The organism is Actinomyces culturomici (genome assembly GCF_900499005.1).
Taxonomy (GTDB): domain Bacteria; phylum Actinomycetota; class Actinomycetes; order Actinomycetales; family Actinomycetaceae; genus Pauljensenia; species Pauljensenia culturomici.
The window spans coordinates 1,305,440-1,320,607 of record NZ_LS991316.1; the positions used below are offsets into that span (position 1 = coordinate 1,305,440).

A 15,168-nucleotide genomic window follows, 5' to 3' on the forward strand; every position below is an offset into this window, starting at 1 on the left:
CGCCCCCGTCGAGCGGAAGCGCCCGACCTCGTCAGCGCGTCTCGGAGAGAACCGCCGCGCGCGACCACGAATCCGTCGGGACGTCGCCGGGCAGGAGCGGGTTGCCCTCGCCGATGAAGACCGGCTCGCCGACGCCCTCCTTGCGCTGCTTCTCGAAGTCGCGCAGGGCGCCGAGGCCCCACTTCGAGAGCCAGAGGAGCGCGACGAGGTTCGTCACCGTCATGATCGCCATCGCGATGTCGACCGAGTTCCACACGAGGTCGAGGGAGGCGAGGGCACCGATGACGACGGAGGCGACGGAGATGACGCGGACGACCCAAGTCGCGACCTTCGAGTCGGTGACGAAGGTCATGTTCGTCTCCGAGTAGACGTAGGCGGCGATGATCGACGAGTACGCGAGGACGAAGATGAGGACGGCCATCGGCATGATCGTCCAGTTCCCGAGCTCGTTGGCGACCGCGAGGGTCGTGAGGTTCGCGGGGTTGACGCCCTCGGCGCCCCAGACGTCGGGGCCGGCGATGAGGATGACGAACGCGGTCGCGGTGCAGACGATGATCGTGTCGATGAAGACGCCGAGCGACTGGATGAGGCCCTGGCTCACCGGGTGCGCGACGGTCGCGGTCGCGGCGGCGTTCGGGGCGGTGCCCTGGCCGGCCTCGTTGGAGAAGAGGCCGCGCTTCGTGCCGTTGATGATCGCGGCGAGGACGCCGCCGCCGAGGCCTCCCGCGATCGGGGCGGGGGCGAAGGCGCCCGCGACGATCTGGCCGAGGACCGGGAGGAACTGCCCGATGTTCATGACGACGATGATCGCGACCATGATGACGTAGATCGTCGCCATGATCGGGGCCATCCACTCGGTGACGCGGGCGACGGTGCGGATGCCGCCGAAGATCACCATCGCGGAGAAGACGAAGAGGAGCGCGGCGATCGACAGCTGCGCCTCGGTGAGGCCCCAGAACACGGGGGCCGCGCCCGTCGTCCCGAGGGCGGAGAGGAGGGTGCCGGCGATCGCGTTCGACTGGACCGAGGTGATGACGAACGCGCAGGTGACGACCGTGATGATCGCGAAGATCGAGGCGAGGACCTTGTTCTTCATGCCGAGCTTGATGTAGTAGGCGGGGCCCCCGCGGAACGTGCCGTCGGCGGCGCGGACCTTGAAGACCTGAGCGAGGGTCGCCTCGAAGAACGCCGTCGCCATGCCGACGAGGGCGACGATCCACATCCAGAAGATCGCGCCGGGGCCGCCCATGAGGAGGGCGGCGGCGACGCCGAAGACGTTGCCGACGCCGACGCGCGCGGCGAGCGAGATCGTGAAGGCCTGGAAGGACGAGATGCCGCCCTTCGCGCCCTGCCGCGATCCGGTGACCGTGCGGAGCATCGTGCCGAGGTGGCGGAACTGCAGTCCGCGCGAGGCGATCGTGAGGAAGAGCCCGGTGCCGACGAGGACCCAGACCGTCACGTGCAAGGTGAGCCAGTCCGCGACCGCCAGAATTCCGTTCGCAAGATCGTCCACGTCGCACTCCTTTCTCTTCCACCGGCGAGGTGGGTTTCCTGATGGGACCCGAGAAGGATGCCACCGACGAGGGCGGGGCCGCGCATCGATCCAGCAGGTGGGCGCTCGCGCTTCCGCGATAATGGGCGCATGACGGCTTCCCTCAACGCGCTCCTCGACGACCTCGAGGACGACGGACTCCTCGACGACGCCGACGCCCTCTACACGGCCTTCGCCTCGTGGGCGGAGTCGACGGGGCGCCCGCTCTACCCGCATCAGGAGGAGTCGCTCCTCGCGATCCTCTCGGGGTCGCACGTCATCGCGGCGACGCCGACCGGATCGGGCAAGTCGATGATCGCCCTCGCCGCGCACTTCGTGTCGATGGCGCACGGGGGCCGCAGCTACTACACGGCGCCCCTCAAGGCGCTCGTCTCGGAGAAGTTCTTCGACCTCGTCGCCCTCTTCGGGGCTCAGAACGTCGGGATGATCACCGGCGACGTCTCCCTCAACGCGAAGGCGCCGATCATCTGCTGCACGGCTGAGATCCTCGCGAACCAGGCGCTGCGCGACGGGCCGCGCCTCGACGCCGACATGGTCGTCATGGATGAGTTCCACTTCTACGGCGACCCTCAGCGGGGCTGGGCCTGGCAGGTGCCGCTCCTCGAGCTGACGACGCCCCAATTCGTCGCGATGTCCGCGACGCTCGGCGACACGTCCCGCTTCGAGAGGGCCTGGAAGGAGCGGACCGGACGCGAGGTCGCCCTCGTCGACGACGCGGAGCGCCCGGTCCCCCTCGAGTTCGAGTACGTCGTCGACCGCCTCGAGGACACGGTCGAGCGCCTCCTCGCCGAGGGCCGTTGGCCCGTGTACATCGTCCACTTCGCTCAGAAGGACGCGGTGACGACCGCCCGGTCCTTCGACAAGTCGAAGCTCGTCGACGACGAGAAGCGCAAGAGGATCGCGGCGGAGCTCTCGACGGTCTCCTTCGGCCGCGGCTTCGGTCAGACCCTCAAGGGGCTGCTCGCCCAGGGGATCGGCGTTCATCACGCGGGGATGCTCCCCCGCTACCGCAGGCTCGTCGAGCGCCTCACCCAGCAGGGGCTCCTCCCCATCGTCTGCGGAACCGACACGCTCGGCGTCGGCATCAACGTCCCGATCCGCACGGTCCTCCTCACGTCGCTCGTGAAGTTCGACGGGGAGCGCATGCGTCACCTCTCGGCGCGCGAGTTCCACCAGATCGCTGGTCGCGCGGGGCGCGCGGGCTTCGACACGGTCGGGTTCGTCCGCGTCCTCGCGCCCGAGCACGAGGTCGAGGCGGCCCGCGAGCGCGCGCGGCTCACCGCCGCCGAGGAGGCCGCCCGGGACGCCCGCGAACTCAAGCGGGCGAAGAAGAAGCAGGCGAAAAAGCGGAAGGGCCCGGCCGAGGGAACGATCTCGTGGACGAAGGGGACCTTCGAGCGTCTCGCGGGCGAATCCCCCGAGCAACTCCGCTCCCGTTTCGCCCTCACGCACTCGATGGTCCTCAACGTCCTTGCGGGCGCCGAGGCAGCTGGCCGCGACCCCGGCGAGCACCTTCTTCTCCTCGCGCGCACCAACGACGACCTCCCGCAGGAGGCGAATCCGCATCTGCGCCGCCTCGGCGAGATCTACACGTCGATGCGCATCGCCGGCGTCGTCGAGCACGCCTCATCGGCGACGGCCGCGGCCGACGGGCGCCCGCGTCTGCGCGCGGCGACGGACCTGCCCGACGAGTTCGCCCTCAATCAGCCGCTCTCCCCCTTCGCGCTCGCGGCGATGGACCTCCTCGATCCGGACTCCCCGTCCTTCGCTCTCGACGTCGTCTCCGTCGTCGAGTCGGTCCTCGAGGATCCCCGTCCGCTCCTCTTCGCCCAGCGCTCCGCCGCGAAGGGCGAGGCCGTCGCCGCGATGAAGGCCGAGGGAATGGAGTACGAGGAGCGGATTGAGGCGCTCGAGGAGGTGACATGGCCGAGGCCGCTCGCCGAGCTCCTCGAGTCGGCGTTCACGACCTACGTGAAGGCGAATCCCTGGGTCGGCGACCTCGAGATCTCCCCGAAGTCGGTCGTCAGGGAGATGGTCGAGAACGCGATGACCTTCACGGAGCTCGTCTCCCGCTACGACATCGGGCGCTCCGAGGGCGTCGTCCTCCGCTACCTCACCGACGCCTACCGGGCGATGCGCCAGGTGATCCCCGATTCGGCGATGACCCCGGAGGTCGAGTCGATCATCGAGTGGCTCGGTGCGCTCATCCGCGCGGTCGACTCGTCCCTCCTCGACGAGTGGGAGGCGCTCGCCGAGGGCCGCGAGATGTCCGCCGACGCGCAGACCGTCGGCTCCGAGCTCGCCTACGGCGCCGACGAGGACGGGACCGTCTCCTTCACGGCGAACCTGCACGCCCTGCGCACCGCGGTGCGGACCGCGCTCTTTCACCGCGTCGAGCTCATGAGCCGCGACGCCGTCGCGGCGCTCGGGCGCGAGGACGGGGCCTCCGGCTGGGACGAGTCGAAGTGGGACGAGGCCCTCGGCCGCTACTGGGCCGAGTACGACTGGATCGGCATCGATCAGGCGGCGCGCTCCGCCTCCCTCTGCGCTCTCGACGAGTCGCCCTCCCAGGCGGATCTCGACGCCGCCGGCGCGGACGTCGATGCTGCGTCGGGCCGCTATTGGCTCGCGACGCAGACGCTCCTCGACCCGAATGGCGACGGCGATTGGCGGATCACCGCGCTCGTCGACCTCGCCGAGTCCGATCGGCGCGGGAGCGTCGATCTGCGGATCCTCGCCGTCGGGCCGCGGTGATCGCACGATGGGCGAGAGCACCCCGATCTCGTACGACGTCCGCGAGCTCGAGAGCGTCGCGCCGATCTTCCGCTCGGGCGCGCGCGGAATCTATGTCCTCGTCTTCGCGAACGGTGAGCGCTATGTCGGTCAGACCGTTGACTTCACCCATCGCTTCGCGACGCATCGCCACGGGGGTCGGCATCACGCACCGTGGACCGACATCGTCGGCGTCGAGTTCCGGCGGATCGACGAGGGCGACCTCACCGGCGCTGAACGGGAGACGATCGCCCAGCAGCGCGCGCTCGGTCACCGACTGCGTAACAAGACGTGGAACTTCGACTTCGCCGGATCGAGTGCGCTCGACCACTGGATTCCGCCCGTCCAACAGGAGCACTGGTCGACGGGGGGCGGCGTTCGGGATCTCGCCGCCATCGCCTCCGCGGCGCGCAGGCCCAGCGGCCCCGAGCCGCGGCTCTTCACCGAACGACGAGGGCGAGCGTCATGGGCGTTCAATGAAGGGGACGAGCGCTGGACCGTGGCCGATCTCGTAGTCGCGGATCTCGCTGCCATCCTCGACGCCATTCCCCAGATCGTCGAGCTCGAGGGGGAGTACTGGACGATCAGCGACTTTCCGAGCACCTCGGGCGGTCGTTTTGCCACACTCAACGCGGGATCCCTCGAGCTTCTCTACATTCCGCGATGGGAGGAGGAGCTGGGACAAGGGCCCGTGTGGACGAGGACGCCGTGCTCTCGTCTCAATCTTCTCCCGGGAACGTTCATCACCGACGAGGGCGAGTGGAACCCCGCCCTTCCCGACGAGGTCTTCGGATGGATCGCCGCGGCTGACCGAGTCGAGTACCCCATGACGTGGATGGATCAGATCACCGTGCCCGTCGGCCTTCTGCCTGAGCTCATGGACATTGCGTTCATGCAGTCGGCGGTGCGACGAACGAGCCTCGCGCTCATGCGCAAGGGACCGTCATCGATGTTCAAGCGATGGCATTCCCCCGAACTCGCCCGACGCGCCTACGAGGAGATCCTCATCGCGCACGATGACACTGTCGAATGACCCAGAAAGTCCTCTTCACCTGCGACGACTAGCTCCTAGGGGAGGAATTGCAGACCTCCTAGGGGAGGAATTGCAGATGTTCTAGGGGAGGATTTGCAGAATCCGCGTTCGAAACCGGGCCGACCGGCGGGACGTATCGCGGAATGGGAGAGCCCCGATACCATGGGCCTGTGACCCGGCACGCACGGAATCTCCGAGGCCGTCTCGCGCGCTGCCTCCCGCTCGTCCTCGCGACGGGCGCCCTCATGGTGGCCTGCACCCCGTCCCTCGCACCGGACGGGGCTCCCTCCGCATCCGAGGGCCGATCCGACGCCTCCGAGCCCGGCCCCGCCCTCGTCCCCCAGTCCGCGACGTCCGAGCCTGAACCCGAACCCGCGCCCTCGCGCACGGCGACGGTGGTGATGAGCGGCGATCTCCTCTGGCACTCGGGGCTGTGGGAGACCGCGGCGGCGGTCGGAGCCCGGACCGGTCGCCTCCCCTACGACTTCTCCGAACTGTTCGCCGGGATGCGCCCCGTCATCGAGGGCGCCGACCTCGCGATCTGTCACGAGGAGGTCCCTCTCTCCCCCGACGACCAGACCCCCTCGGGCTACCCCGTCTTCGGCGCGCCGCAAGAGGTCGCCCCGGCAATCGCGGAGACCGGATGGGACCTGTGCACGACCTCGTCGAATCATTCGATCGACCGCGGATTCGCCGGGATCGAGACGACGCTGCGGGAATTCGACAAGGTCGGCGTCCTCCACACCGGTACCTTCCGCAGCCCCGAGGAGCGCGCGACGCCCACGATCTCCACGACCGCCGAGGGCGTGAGGATCGCGGTCGTCTCCGGCACGTACTCGACGAACGGGATCCCCCTTCCGGAGGGGCGCGAATGGTCGGTCGCGATGCTCGACGCCGCCGACATGATCGCCCGGGCCGAGGCGGCGAAGGCCGCCGGAGCCGACATCGTCCTCGCTGCCGTCCACGCCGGCGAGGAGTACGTCGCCGAGCCGAACGCCCAGCAGATCGAGCTCTCCGAGGCGCTCACCGCATCGGACGCCATTGACCTCGTCTACGGCCACCACGTGCACGTCGTCCAGCCCTGGGCGATCGTCAACGGGAAGTGGGTCGTCTACGGGCTCGGGAACATGATCGCCACTCCCCCGGTCGACTACCGGCGCTCTCATGAGGGCGTGACGGCGCGCTTCACCTTCGTCGAACAGCCGGGCGGCGGGTTCGCGGTCGCCCGCGCGCAGTACATTCCGACGCTCATGGATTCGTACTGGGCGGGTCAGACGCCGCTTCTTCGGCACGTGACCTCGGCTCTCGGCGCAGGCGAGGGGGTCGCCGCCGACCTCGAGACGGCCCGCGCCGTCACGCACGACGTCGTCTTCTCCCTCGGAGTGCCCGAGGCGCCGGCGATGAGCGAGGATCCGGGTCTGGGCGCGCCGCCCGCCACAGGCCTCGAAGAGGGCTGATCGACCGCGAGCGCGGCGTCGCCACCGAGCGCGCGTCTACTCCTGAGCGGTGAGCGGCGCGACCTCGGCGCCCGAGACCTCGAGGAAATCGAGGGGCGAGAGCCTCACCGACAGGCCCCGCCTGCCGCCCGAGACGATGAGTTCCTCATGGTCGAGGCACGACTCGTCGATGAAGAGCCGATGCGGAGTCGTCTGCCCGAGCGGGGAGATCCCTCCGACGACGTAGCCCGTCCGCCGCTCGGCGACCTTCGGGTCGGCCATCTCGGCGGACTTCGCGCCCGCGGCCTTCGCGATGAGCTTCATCGAGAGGTGGGCGAGGACGGGGATGATCCCGAACACGTACTCCTCGGGCGTCGTGCGCACCATGAGCGTCTTGAAAGTCGCGGCGGGATCGACGCCGAGCTTCTCGACGGTCTCCTCGCCGAAGGCGCGGGCGCGGGCCGAGTGCTCGTACTCGAGGACCTCGAAGTCGACGCCCGCGGCGGTGAGAGCCTCGATGGCGCGTGTCGACCCCGAGCCGTGCTCCTCGTGCTTCTTCTTCGACATCAGAGGATCGAGGCGGTCGGGTCGGTGACGACGGCCTTCCCGAAGGGGAAGCACGTCACGGGGATCATCATGATGTTCGCGATCGCGACAGGGATGCCGACGATCGTCAGGGACTGCGCAAGGGCCGTCGCGACATGCCCGATCGCGAGCCAGAGGCCGGCGACGAAGAACCACACGACGTTCATGAGGGCCGAGCCCGCGCCTGCGCTCGGCAGTTCGACGACGCGCTTGCCGAAGGGCCAGACGACGTACTGGGCGATCCGGAAGCACGCGACGCCCGCCGGGATCGTCACGACGAAGAGGCAGGCGAGGACGCCGAAGAAGATGTACGCCAGCCACAGCCAGAACCCCCCGAAGAGGAACCAGATGATGTTGAGCAGGGTGCGCAATGCGTTCTCCTTGAAGAGGCGATGCCGGCGGTCGCCGGAACCCTCTATTATCCCCCGCCCGCGCTCGTGGCGCTCATCGGCGTCCCCCGATCCGCCCCTGATTCGACCCCGATCCCGCGGGCCGCTCTCGGCCCGCCCCGCCCCTGGTCGACGCCGGGGCCGTAGGATCGCACCATGACCATTCGTGAAGGGATCGAGCGGGCGCTCGCGAGGATCGAGTCGGCCGCCGACGCCGCGGGACGGCCGGGCGAGGTGGACCTCGAGCTCGCCGTGAAGACCCGGACCCCCGACGAGTGCCGCGAGACCGCGCAGTGCCTCAAGGACCTCGGTCGCCCGATCTTCCTCGGGCACAACCGCGTCCAGGAGGCGCGCAACACGGCCGCCGCGATCCGCGAGGTCGAGGGCGCCTCGATCCGCCTCATCGGCCCGCTCCAGTCGAACAAGATCAATCACGCCCTCGCCTGCGTCGACGCCATCGAGTCGATCGACTCCCCCGGCCTCGTCGCGAAGATCGACGCCCGACTCGACCGGCGCCTCCCCGTCCTCGTCGAAGTCAACGTCTCGGGCGAATCCTCGAAGCACGGGTGCGCGCCGACGGAGGTCGTCGCACTCGTCGACGCGGTCGTCGGCTCCCGGAACCTCGATCTCGAGGGCTTCATGACGGTCGGCCTCAACTCCCCCATCGAAAAGGACGTCCGCGCCGCCTACGCGCTCCTGCGGCGCATCCGCGACGACGCGGAGGTCGCGACCGGGATCGGCGGCCTCGCGCTGTCGATGGGAATGTCGAACGACCTCGAGTGGGCGATCGACGAGGGCGCGACTCTCGTCCGCATCGGGACGGCGGTCTTCGGGCCCCGCAACCCGCGAATCTGAGGGGAATCCGATGAGCACCGCGCCCCACCCAGGATTGAGCGAAACGGCCCTCAGGCTCTCCGCCGGCGACGTCGTCTTCGCGCGCGGCAAGCGCTACGTCGACCGCGTCGTCGGACTCGACATCGGGGCCACGAGCGCGAGCGCGATCGTCACGGGCACGCACCCCTACGCCGTAGAGCTCCTGTGGGAGGAGGAGGGAGCGTTCGAAGCCCGGTGCACGTGCCCGCACTTCGACTCGGGCTTCTTCTGCAAGCACCTCGTCGCGGTCGGGCTCGCGGCCCTCGAGGTCCTCGACGGGCACGGATCCGCCCCCTCGGGGTCTCCTGACGGCGCAGCGACGGAGGTGGGTTCCGCGACGCCCGATCAGGTCCGCTCCTATATCGAGTCCCTCGACCGCGCCTCCCTCGAACGCCTCGTCCTCGACATGGCCGGCTACTCCGAGGAGGCGAGGACCGCCCTCATGCGCACCGCGTCGATCGCGGCCGGAGACATCGGCGGCGTCCTCGATCTGCTCGGCCAGGCCTGCTCCTCCCTCCTCTCCACACGGCGCGGCATCGACTGGCGGGAGGCGATGGACTTCGCCCGCGAGGCCGATGCCCTCATCGAGCAGATCGACGCGCTTCGCGAGCGCGGCTACGCGAAGGAGATCCTCCCGCTCGCGCGCAAGGTCCTCCTGCGGATGCAGAAGATGCTCTTCTCGAACGTCGACGACTCCGCAGGCGCCTTCGGCAGCTCGTGCCAGTACGCGTGGGAGGTCTACGCCCGCGCGCTCCACGACTCGGGTCCGCACGGAGCGGTCCTCGGCAAGTGGTTCGCGAAGTTCCGCCTCGAGTCCCCCGGCTGGCCGGATCCTCCCCTCGCCGAGCTCGCCGGGGCGCTCGACGGGAAGGGGCTCGCCGCGTATCGGAAGGCGGTTGAAAAGGCGCACGCGGAGTCGCTCGCCCATCCGGCGGAGGGGTACGACTACCGCGCGTCGACGATCCGCGGGCTGCGCCTCGAGCTCGCCGATCTCAACGGCGACGTCGACGCCGCCGTCGCGATCCTCTCGGAAACCGAGTACATCGACTACGACGCGATCGTCTCGCGCCTCATGGCCGCGAACCGCGAGCGCGAGGCGATGAGCTGGGTCGACCGCGCTCGCGCGAGGATGGACGCCCAGATCGCGCGGCGCGCCTTCAACCCCCTCGTCCTCCCGATGAACGCCGACATGATGGTCGACCTCTACCTGAACGACGGACGCGGCGAGGAGGCGCTCGAGGTCGCGAAGCTCGTCTTCTCGTTTCGTCTCGACCCCTCCGACTTCGACCGGGTCCTCCGCGCCGGCGCGGAGCTCGGCGTCGCCGAGCAGGCGCGCGCGTGGGCCGTCGACCTCGCCGAGAAGGCCGTTCGCACGACCGGCGAGAAGCCGATCGCCCTCGCCCTCCACGAGGGCGACGTCGCGCGCGCGTGGGAGTACGCGACGCGCTGGGGCGCGGGCTACACGTGGCGGGACCTCGTCGCGGCGAGCGGTCCCGAGCACGCCGCCGAGGCCGTCGCCCTGTTCCGCCCCTGGGTGCTCGAGTCGCCGAAGCAGAAGGCGGGACGCGAGGGCGCGGCGGAGGTCGTCAAGCGCCTGAAGGCGATGATGAAGGAGGCGAAGCGCCTTGATCCCGCGCAGCTCGTACAGGTCGAGGAGCTCGCCTTGCGCATCCGCTCCGAATACGCGAACCGGCCGAGGCTCCTCGAAGCGCTCGACCGGGCCGGGTTCTGACCGGCGGGCTTGCCGTCGGTCAGAGGGGAAGGATCCGTCAGGGGATCCGGTAGGTCCACTCCGGGGTGGCGAACTTCGTCCGGCAGCGCTCCTCGGCGACCGCGATGTCCTCGGCGGTGATCTCGCCGGGAGTCGCGTGGTACTTCTCCTTGAAGTGGTCGTAGAAGGCCTCGAGGATCGTCTCGCGCGGAAGGCCCGTCTGCGAGCGCATCGGATCGACGCGCTTGACCGCTGAGCGGGTGCCCTTGTCACGGATCTTCTCCATGCCGATGCGGAGGACCTCGTTCATCTTCTCGGCGTCGATGTCGTAGGCCATCGTCACGTGGTGGACCATGTAGCCGTTCGACCAGCGCTTTTGCGCGGCGCCGCCGATCTTGCCCGCCTCGGAGGCGATGTCGTTGAGCGGCACGTACTTCGCCTTGATCCCGACCTTCTCGAGGACCTCCATCACCCACTGATCGAGGAAGGGGTAGGACTGCTCGAAGCTCATCCCCTCGACGAGGGCCGTGGGGATGACGAGCGAGTAGGTGACGCAGTTGCCGGGCTCCATGAACATCGCGCCGCCGCCGGTGACGCGGCGGGACACCATGATCCCGTGCTTCTTCTGCCCCTCGGGCTGGATCTCGTTCTGGTACGACTGGAAGGAGCCGATGACGACCTGCGGGGCGTTCCACTCCCACAGGCGCATGAAGGGCTTGCGGCGGCCCGCCGCGACGTCCTCGACGAGGGTCTCGTCCATCGCGACGTTCACCATCGGGTCGACGACGGGCCCGTGGATGACCTCGAAGTCGATGTCGTCCCAGGACAGGGCGTGGCCGAGGGCCCTGCGGACGGCGACGCCCACCGCAGCCGGCGTGATCCCCATGAGAACGTCAGAGGGAAGGAGGACCTTCTCGACGAGGGCGGTGATCTCCTGGCCGCTCGCGGACGCGGACGCGCCCTCGAGCGCCGCGGTCATCCGTGTGAGGGCGTCGTCCGGATCGAGGAAGAAGTCGCCCGAGAGGGTGACGTCGACGAGGGAGTCGCCTTCGACCTCGCAGTCGACGACGACGAGTTTTCCACCGGGAACCTTGTACTCACCATGCATGGCGCTCATTGTCCCTCACCTGCGGGTCCGACTCCAATCACCCGGCGTTTGCTTCTCGCTCGGAGAATGCGCCGCCCCGCCCTCGTCGATCCTCCCCGTCGCTGGAGAAGTCACTCCTGAAGAAGCGACGTCGCCCCGGAGTGGAGCAGCCCCCACCAGTAGGCATCGAAGAGCGCCTCCCAGGAGGCCTCGATGACGTCGGTGCCGATGCCGACGGTCGACCAGGTGCGGCGGCCATCGGTCGTCTCGATGAGGACGCGGATCGTCGCGTCGGTGCCCGCGCGGTCCTCGTCGAGGATGCGGACCTTGAAGTCGGTGAGCTCGAAGTTCGCGCACACCGGGTAGTCGCGGGTCATGACGTGGCGCAGCGCCCGGTCGAGAGCGTTGACGGGGCCGTTGCCCTCGGCGGTGCGGATGTGGCGGCGGTCGGTGTGAATCTTCACCGTCGCCTCGGACTCGGCGAAGGGCTCGCCCTTCACCTCGGCGATCTCCTGGGTCGTCACCTTCCACGACTCGACGCGGACGAAGCGCGGGAGCCGCCCGAGCTGCTCGAGGGCGAGGAGTTCGAAGGAGGCGTCGGCGGCGTCGTAGGTGTAGCCCTCGGCCTCGCGCTCCTTCACCTTCTGGGCGAGCATCGCGGCGGCGTTCGGGACGCCGTCGAGGTCGATGCCGAGCTCCTCGGCCTTGAGCTCGATCGACGACTTGCCCGCCATCTCCGACACGAGCATCCGCATGCCGTTGCCGACGACGCCCGGATCGATGTGCTGGTAGAGGTCGGGATCGACGCGGATCGCGGAAGCGTGAAGACCCGCCTTGTGGGCGAAGGCGGAGGCGCCGACGTAGGGGTCGCGCGCGAAGGGCGGAATGTTGACGAGCTCGCTCATTCGGTGCGAGACCGAGTCGAGGGAGGCCATCGACTCCTCGGGGATGACGTCGTACCCGAGCTTGAGCTGGAGGTTCGCGGCGCACGTGAGGAGGTTCGCGTTGCCGGTCCGCTCCCCGTATCCGTTGACGGTCCCCTGGACCTGGCGGGCGCCCGCCTCGACGGCGGCGATGGCGTTCGCCACCGCGCAGCCGGTGTCGTTGTGCGTGTGGATGCCGAAAACGGTCCCGACGCACCCGGCCTCGTCGAGCGCGGCGCGCGCGCGTCGCGTCACCTCGGCGACGAGGGTCGGGAGGTTCCCGCCGTTCGTGTCGCAGGGGATGACGGCGACGGCTCCGGCGCGGGCGGCCTCGAGCATGACGGCGATCCCGTAGCCGGGGTCGAAGGCGAGGCCGTCGAAGAAGTGCTCGAGGTCGACCATGACGTCGACGCCCTCGTTCGTCAGGTACTCGACGGTGTCGCGCACCATCCGGAGGTTCTCCTCGAGGGTCGTCCGCAGCGCGCGCGTGACGTGGCGCGGATCGGACTTGGCGACGAGCGTGACGACCGGAGCGCCGGATGCGAGCAGCGCCCGGACCTGCGGGTCCTCGGCCGCGGGCACGCCCGCCTTCGTCGTCGCCCCGAATGCCGCGAGGCGCGCGTGACGGAGCTTGACGCCGCGCGCCCGCTCGAAGAAGGCAGTGTCCTTCGGGATCGCGCCCGGCCAGCCGCCCTCGATGTAGTCGACGCCGAGGTCGTCGAGGATCGGCAGCGCCGCGAGCTTGTCGGCGATCGAGAGGGAGATCCCCTCCTGCTGGGCGCCGTCGCGCAGGGTCGTGTCGTAGAGGGCGACGTGGTCGGACATCACGGGCCTTTCGTCGGCGTTCGTCAGCGGAGGACGCGCGACACGTCGCGCGCGGCGCCCTTGGACGCCGACATCGCGGTGGCCGCGTAGAGCTGGAGGGCGGGCGAGACGACGCGATCGCGGTTCTTCGGGGTCCACGGGTGCTCGCGGGACTCCTCGACGGCGCGGCGGCGCTCGATCTCCTCGGGCGCGACGTCGAGCTCGATGAGGCCCTCGTTGACGTCGATGATGATCCGGTCGCCGTCCTCGATGAGTCCGATGAGCCCGCCGTCGGCGGCCTCGGGCGAGATGTGCCCGACGGAGATGCCGGAGGTGCCGCCGGAGAAGCGGCCGTCGGTGATGAGCGCGCAGACCTTGCCGAGCCCGCGCCCCTTGAGGAAGGAGGTCGGGTAGAGCATCTCCTGCATGCCCGGGCCGCCCGCGGGGCCCTCGTAGCGGATGACGACGACGTCGCCGGCCTCGACCGTCTTGTCGAGGATCCGGTCGATCGCCTCCTCCTGGGACTCCATGACGCGGGCGCGACCCTCGAAGCGGAAGAGCGAGGGGTCGATGCCCGCGGCCTTGATGATCGCGCCCTCGGGGGCGAGGTTGCCGAAGAGGACGGTGAGCCCTCCGTTCGCCGTGTACGCGTGGGCGACGTCGCGGACGCAGCCGTTCTCGGCGTCGAGGTCGAGGTCGGCCCACTTGTTCGCGGTGGAGAAGGCCTCGGTCGTCCGGACGTTGCCGGGTGCCGCGTGCCAGAGCTCGAGCGCAGCCTCGGAGACGGTCGGCGACTTCGGGTCCCACTCCCCCAGCCACTCGTCGAGCGAGGGCGAGTGGACGGCGTGGACCGTGCGGGTGAGGAGCCCGGCCCGGTCGAGTTCACCGAGGATGCGGGGGATGCCGCCGGCCCGGTGGACGTCCTCCATGTGGTAGTCGTTGTGGTTCGGCGCGACCTTCGAGAGGCACGGGACGGTGCGGCCGAGCTCGGCGATGTCCTCGAGGTCGAAGTCGATCCCGCCCTCGTGCGCGATGGCGAGGAGGTGGAGGACGGTGTTCGAGGAGCCGCCCATCGCCATGTCGAGGGTCATCGCATTGCGGAACGCGTCGACGTTCGCGACGTTGCGCGGGAGGACCGAGTCGTCCTCCTCCTCGTAGTAGCGGCGGCAGAGGTCGACGGCGAGCTCGCCGGCGCGGACGAAGAGGCCGCGGCGGGCGACCTGGGTCGCGAGGGTCGAGCCGTTGCCGGGGAGGGAGAGCCCGAGGGCCTCGGTGAGGCAGTTCATCGAATTCGCGGTGAACATGCCCGAGCAGGAGCCGCAGGTCGGGCAGGCGGCCTTCTCGATCGCGAGGAGCGCGTCGTCGGAGACGGCGTCGTTCGCGGTCGCGTTCATCACCGTGATGAGGTTGCCGTGCCCGTCCTCCGAGTCGCCGATGATGGCGGACGGGTCGATGTTCTTGCCGGCCTCCATCGGGCCGCCGGAGACGAAGACGACGGGGATGTTGAGGCGCATCGCGGCGATGAGCATGCCGGGCGTGATCTTGTCGCAGTTCGAGATGCACACCATCGCGTCGGCGCGGTGGGCGTTCACCATGTACTCGACGGAGTCGGCGATGACCTCGCGCGAGGGCAGCGAGTAGAGCATGCCGGTGTGGCCCATCGCGATGCCGTCGTCGACGGCGATCGTGTTGAACTCCTTGGCGACGCCGCCGGTGGCTGCGATGGAGTCGGCGACGAGCTTTCCGACGTTGCGCAGGTGGACGTGGCCGGGGACGAATTCGGTGAAGGAGTTGACGACGGCGATGATCGGCTTCCCGAAGTCGTCGTCCCCCATGCCCGTCGCCCTCCAGAGCGATCGGGCGCCCGCCATGTTGCGTCCCTGCGTCGACGTCGCGGAGCGGAGCTGCCTGGCCATTTCGTCCTCCTGGAATCGGTTGGCACCAGCCTAGGAGTCCGCGACCTCCTTCGCCGCCGGGGCCGGAGGGTGGACGGTCCCCGCGGT

The 15,168-nt window shown here is 69.4% G+C and carries 11 protein-coding genes; 5 read left to right on the forward strand and 6 right to left on the reverse strand.

Annotated elements, in window-relative coordinates; genetic code table 11:
* Nucleotides 1-31: 31 nt before the first annotated feature.
* Nucleotides 32-1,513, reverse strand: a complete 1,482-nt coding sequence (locus DY157_RS05795) for an alanine/glycine:cation symporter family protein (RefSeq protein WP_115727631.1) — start codon at nt 1,511-1,513, stop codon at nt 32-34.
* A 129-nt stretch (nt 1,514-1,642) separates the two neighbouring features.
* Between DY157_RS05795 and DY157_RS05800 the strand changes: the two genes are divergently transcribed.
* The 3 genes from DY157_RS05800 to DY157_RS05810 all read left to right on the forward strand — a co-directional run bounded on the left by DY157_RS05800 (nt 1,643) and on the right by DY157_RS05810 (nt 6,814).
* Nucleotides 1,643-4,306 carry a DEAD/DEAH box helicase gene (locus DY157_RS05800; RefSeq protein WP_115727632.1) on the forward strand — a complete coding sequence of 888 codons (2,664 nt, stop codon included), beginning with the start codon at nt 1,643-1,645 and terminating at the stop codon, nt 4,304-4,306.
* A 7-nt stretch (nt 4,307-4,313) separates the two neighbouring features.
* Complete coding sequence (locus DY157_RS05805; protein ID WP_160159463.1) at nt 4,314-5,357, forward strand: GIY-YIG nuclease family protein; 1,044 nt, start codon at nt 4,314-4,316, stop codon at nt 5,355-5,357.
* Nucleotides 5,358-5,527: 170 nt separating this feature from the next.
* Nucleotides 5,528-6,814, forward strand: coding sequence for a CapA family protein (locus DY157_RS05810; protein ID WP_160159464.1), 1,287 nt, complete (start codon nt 5,528-5,530; stop codon nt 6,812-6,814).
* A 36-nt stretch (nt 6,815-6,850) separates the two neighbouring features.
* Here DY157_RS05810 and ybaK read toward each other — a convergent pair whose 3' ends face one another.
* A complete protein-coding gene (gene ybaK, locus DY157_RS05815) occupies nt 6,851-7,360 on the reverse strand; it encodes a Cys-tRNA(Pro) deacylase (protein WP_115727635.1) in 510 nt (169 codons plus the stop codon).
* The gene (locus DY157_RS05820) at nt 7,360-7,749 is read right to left on the reverse strand and encodes a YccF domain-containing protein (protein ID WP_115727636.1); all 390 of its coding nucleotides are present in this window, start codon (nt 7,747-7,749) and stop codon (nt 7,360-7,362) included. The genes ybaK and DY157_RS05820 overlap by 1 nt, the downstream gene beginning before the upstream one ends.
* A gap of 174 nt (nt 7,750-7,923) precedes the next feature.
* On the opposite strand from DY157_RS05820, the gene DY157_RS05825 reads away from it, so the two are divergent.
* The gene (locus tag DY157_RS05825) at nt 7,924-8,622 is read left to right on the forward strand and encodes a YggS family pyridoxal phosphate enzyme (protein WP_115727637.1); all 699 of its coding nucleotides are present in this window, start codon (nt 7,924-7,926) and stop codon (nt 8,620-8,622) included.
* 10 nt (nt 8,623-8,632) lie between these two features.
* The gene (locus DY157_RS05830; RefSeq protein WP_115727638.1) at nt 8,633-10,372 is read left to right on the forward strand and encodes an SWIM zinc finger family protein; all 1,740 of its coding nucleotides are present in this window, start codon (nt 8,633-8,635) and stop codon (nt 10,370-10,372) included.
* A gap of 37 nt (nt 10,373-10,409) precedes the next feature.
* Here DY157_RS05830 and DY157_RS05835 read toward each other — a convergent pair whose 3' ends face one another.
* From DY157_RS05835 to ilvD, 3 genes are all read right to left on the reverse strand, one after another.
* Nucleotides 10,410-11,459, reverse strand: coding sequence for a lipoate--protein ligase family protein (locus DY157_RS05835; protein ID WP_115727639.1), 1,050 nt, complete (start codon nt 11,457-11,459; stop codon nt 10,410-10,412).
* Between the two features lie 110 nt (nt 11,460-11,569).
* A complete protein-coding gene (cimA, locus tag DY157_RS05840) occupies nt 11,570-13,186 on the reverse strand; it encodes a citramalate synthase (RefSeq protein ID WP_115727953.1) in 1,617 nt (538 codons plus the stop codon).
* Between the two features lie 23 nt (nt 13,187-13,209).
* Complete coding sequence (ilvD, locus tag DY157_RS05845) at nt 13,210-15,081, reverse strand: dihydroxy-acid dehydratase (RefSeq protein WP_115727640.1); 1,872 nt, start codon at nt 15,079-15,081, stop codon at nt 13,210-13,212.
* Nucleotides 15,082-15,168 lie beyond the last annotated feature (87 nt).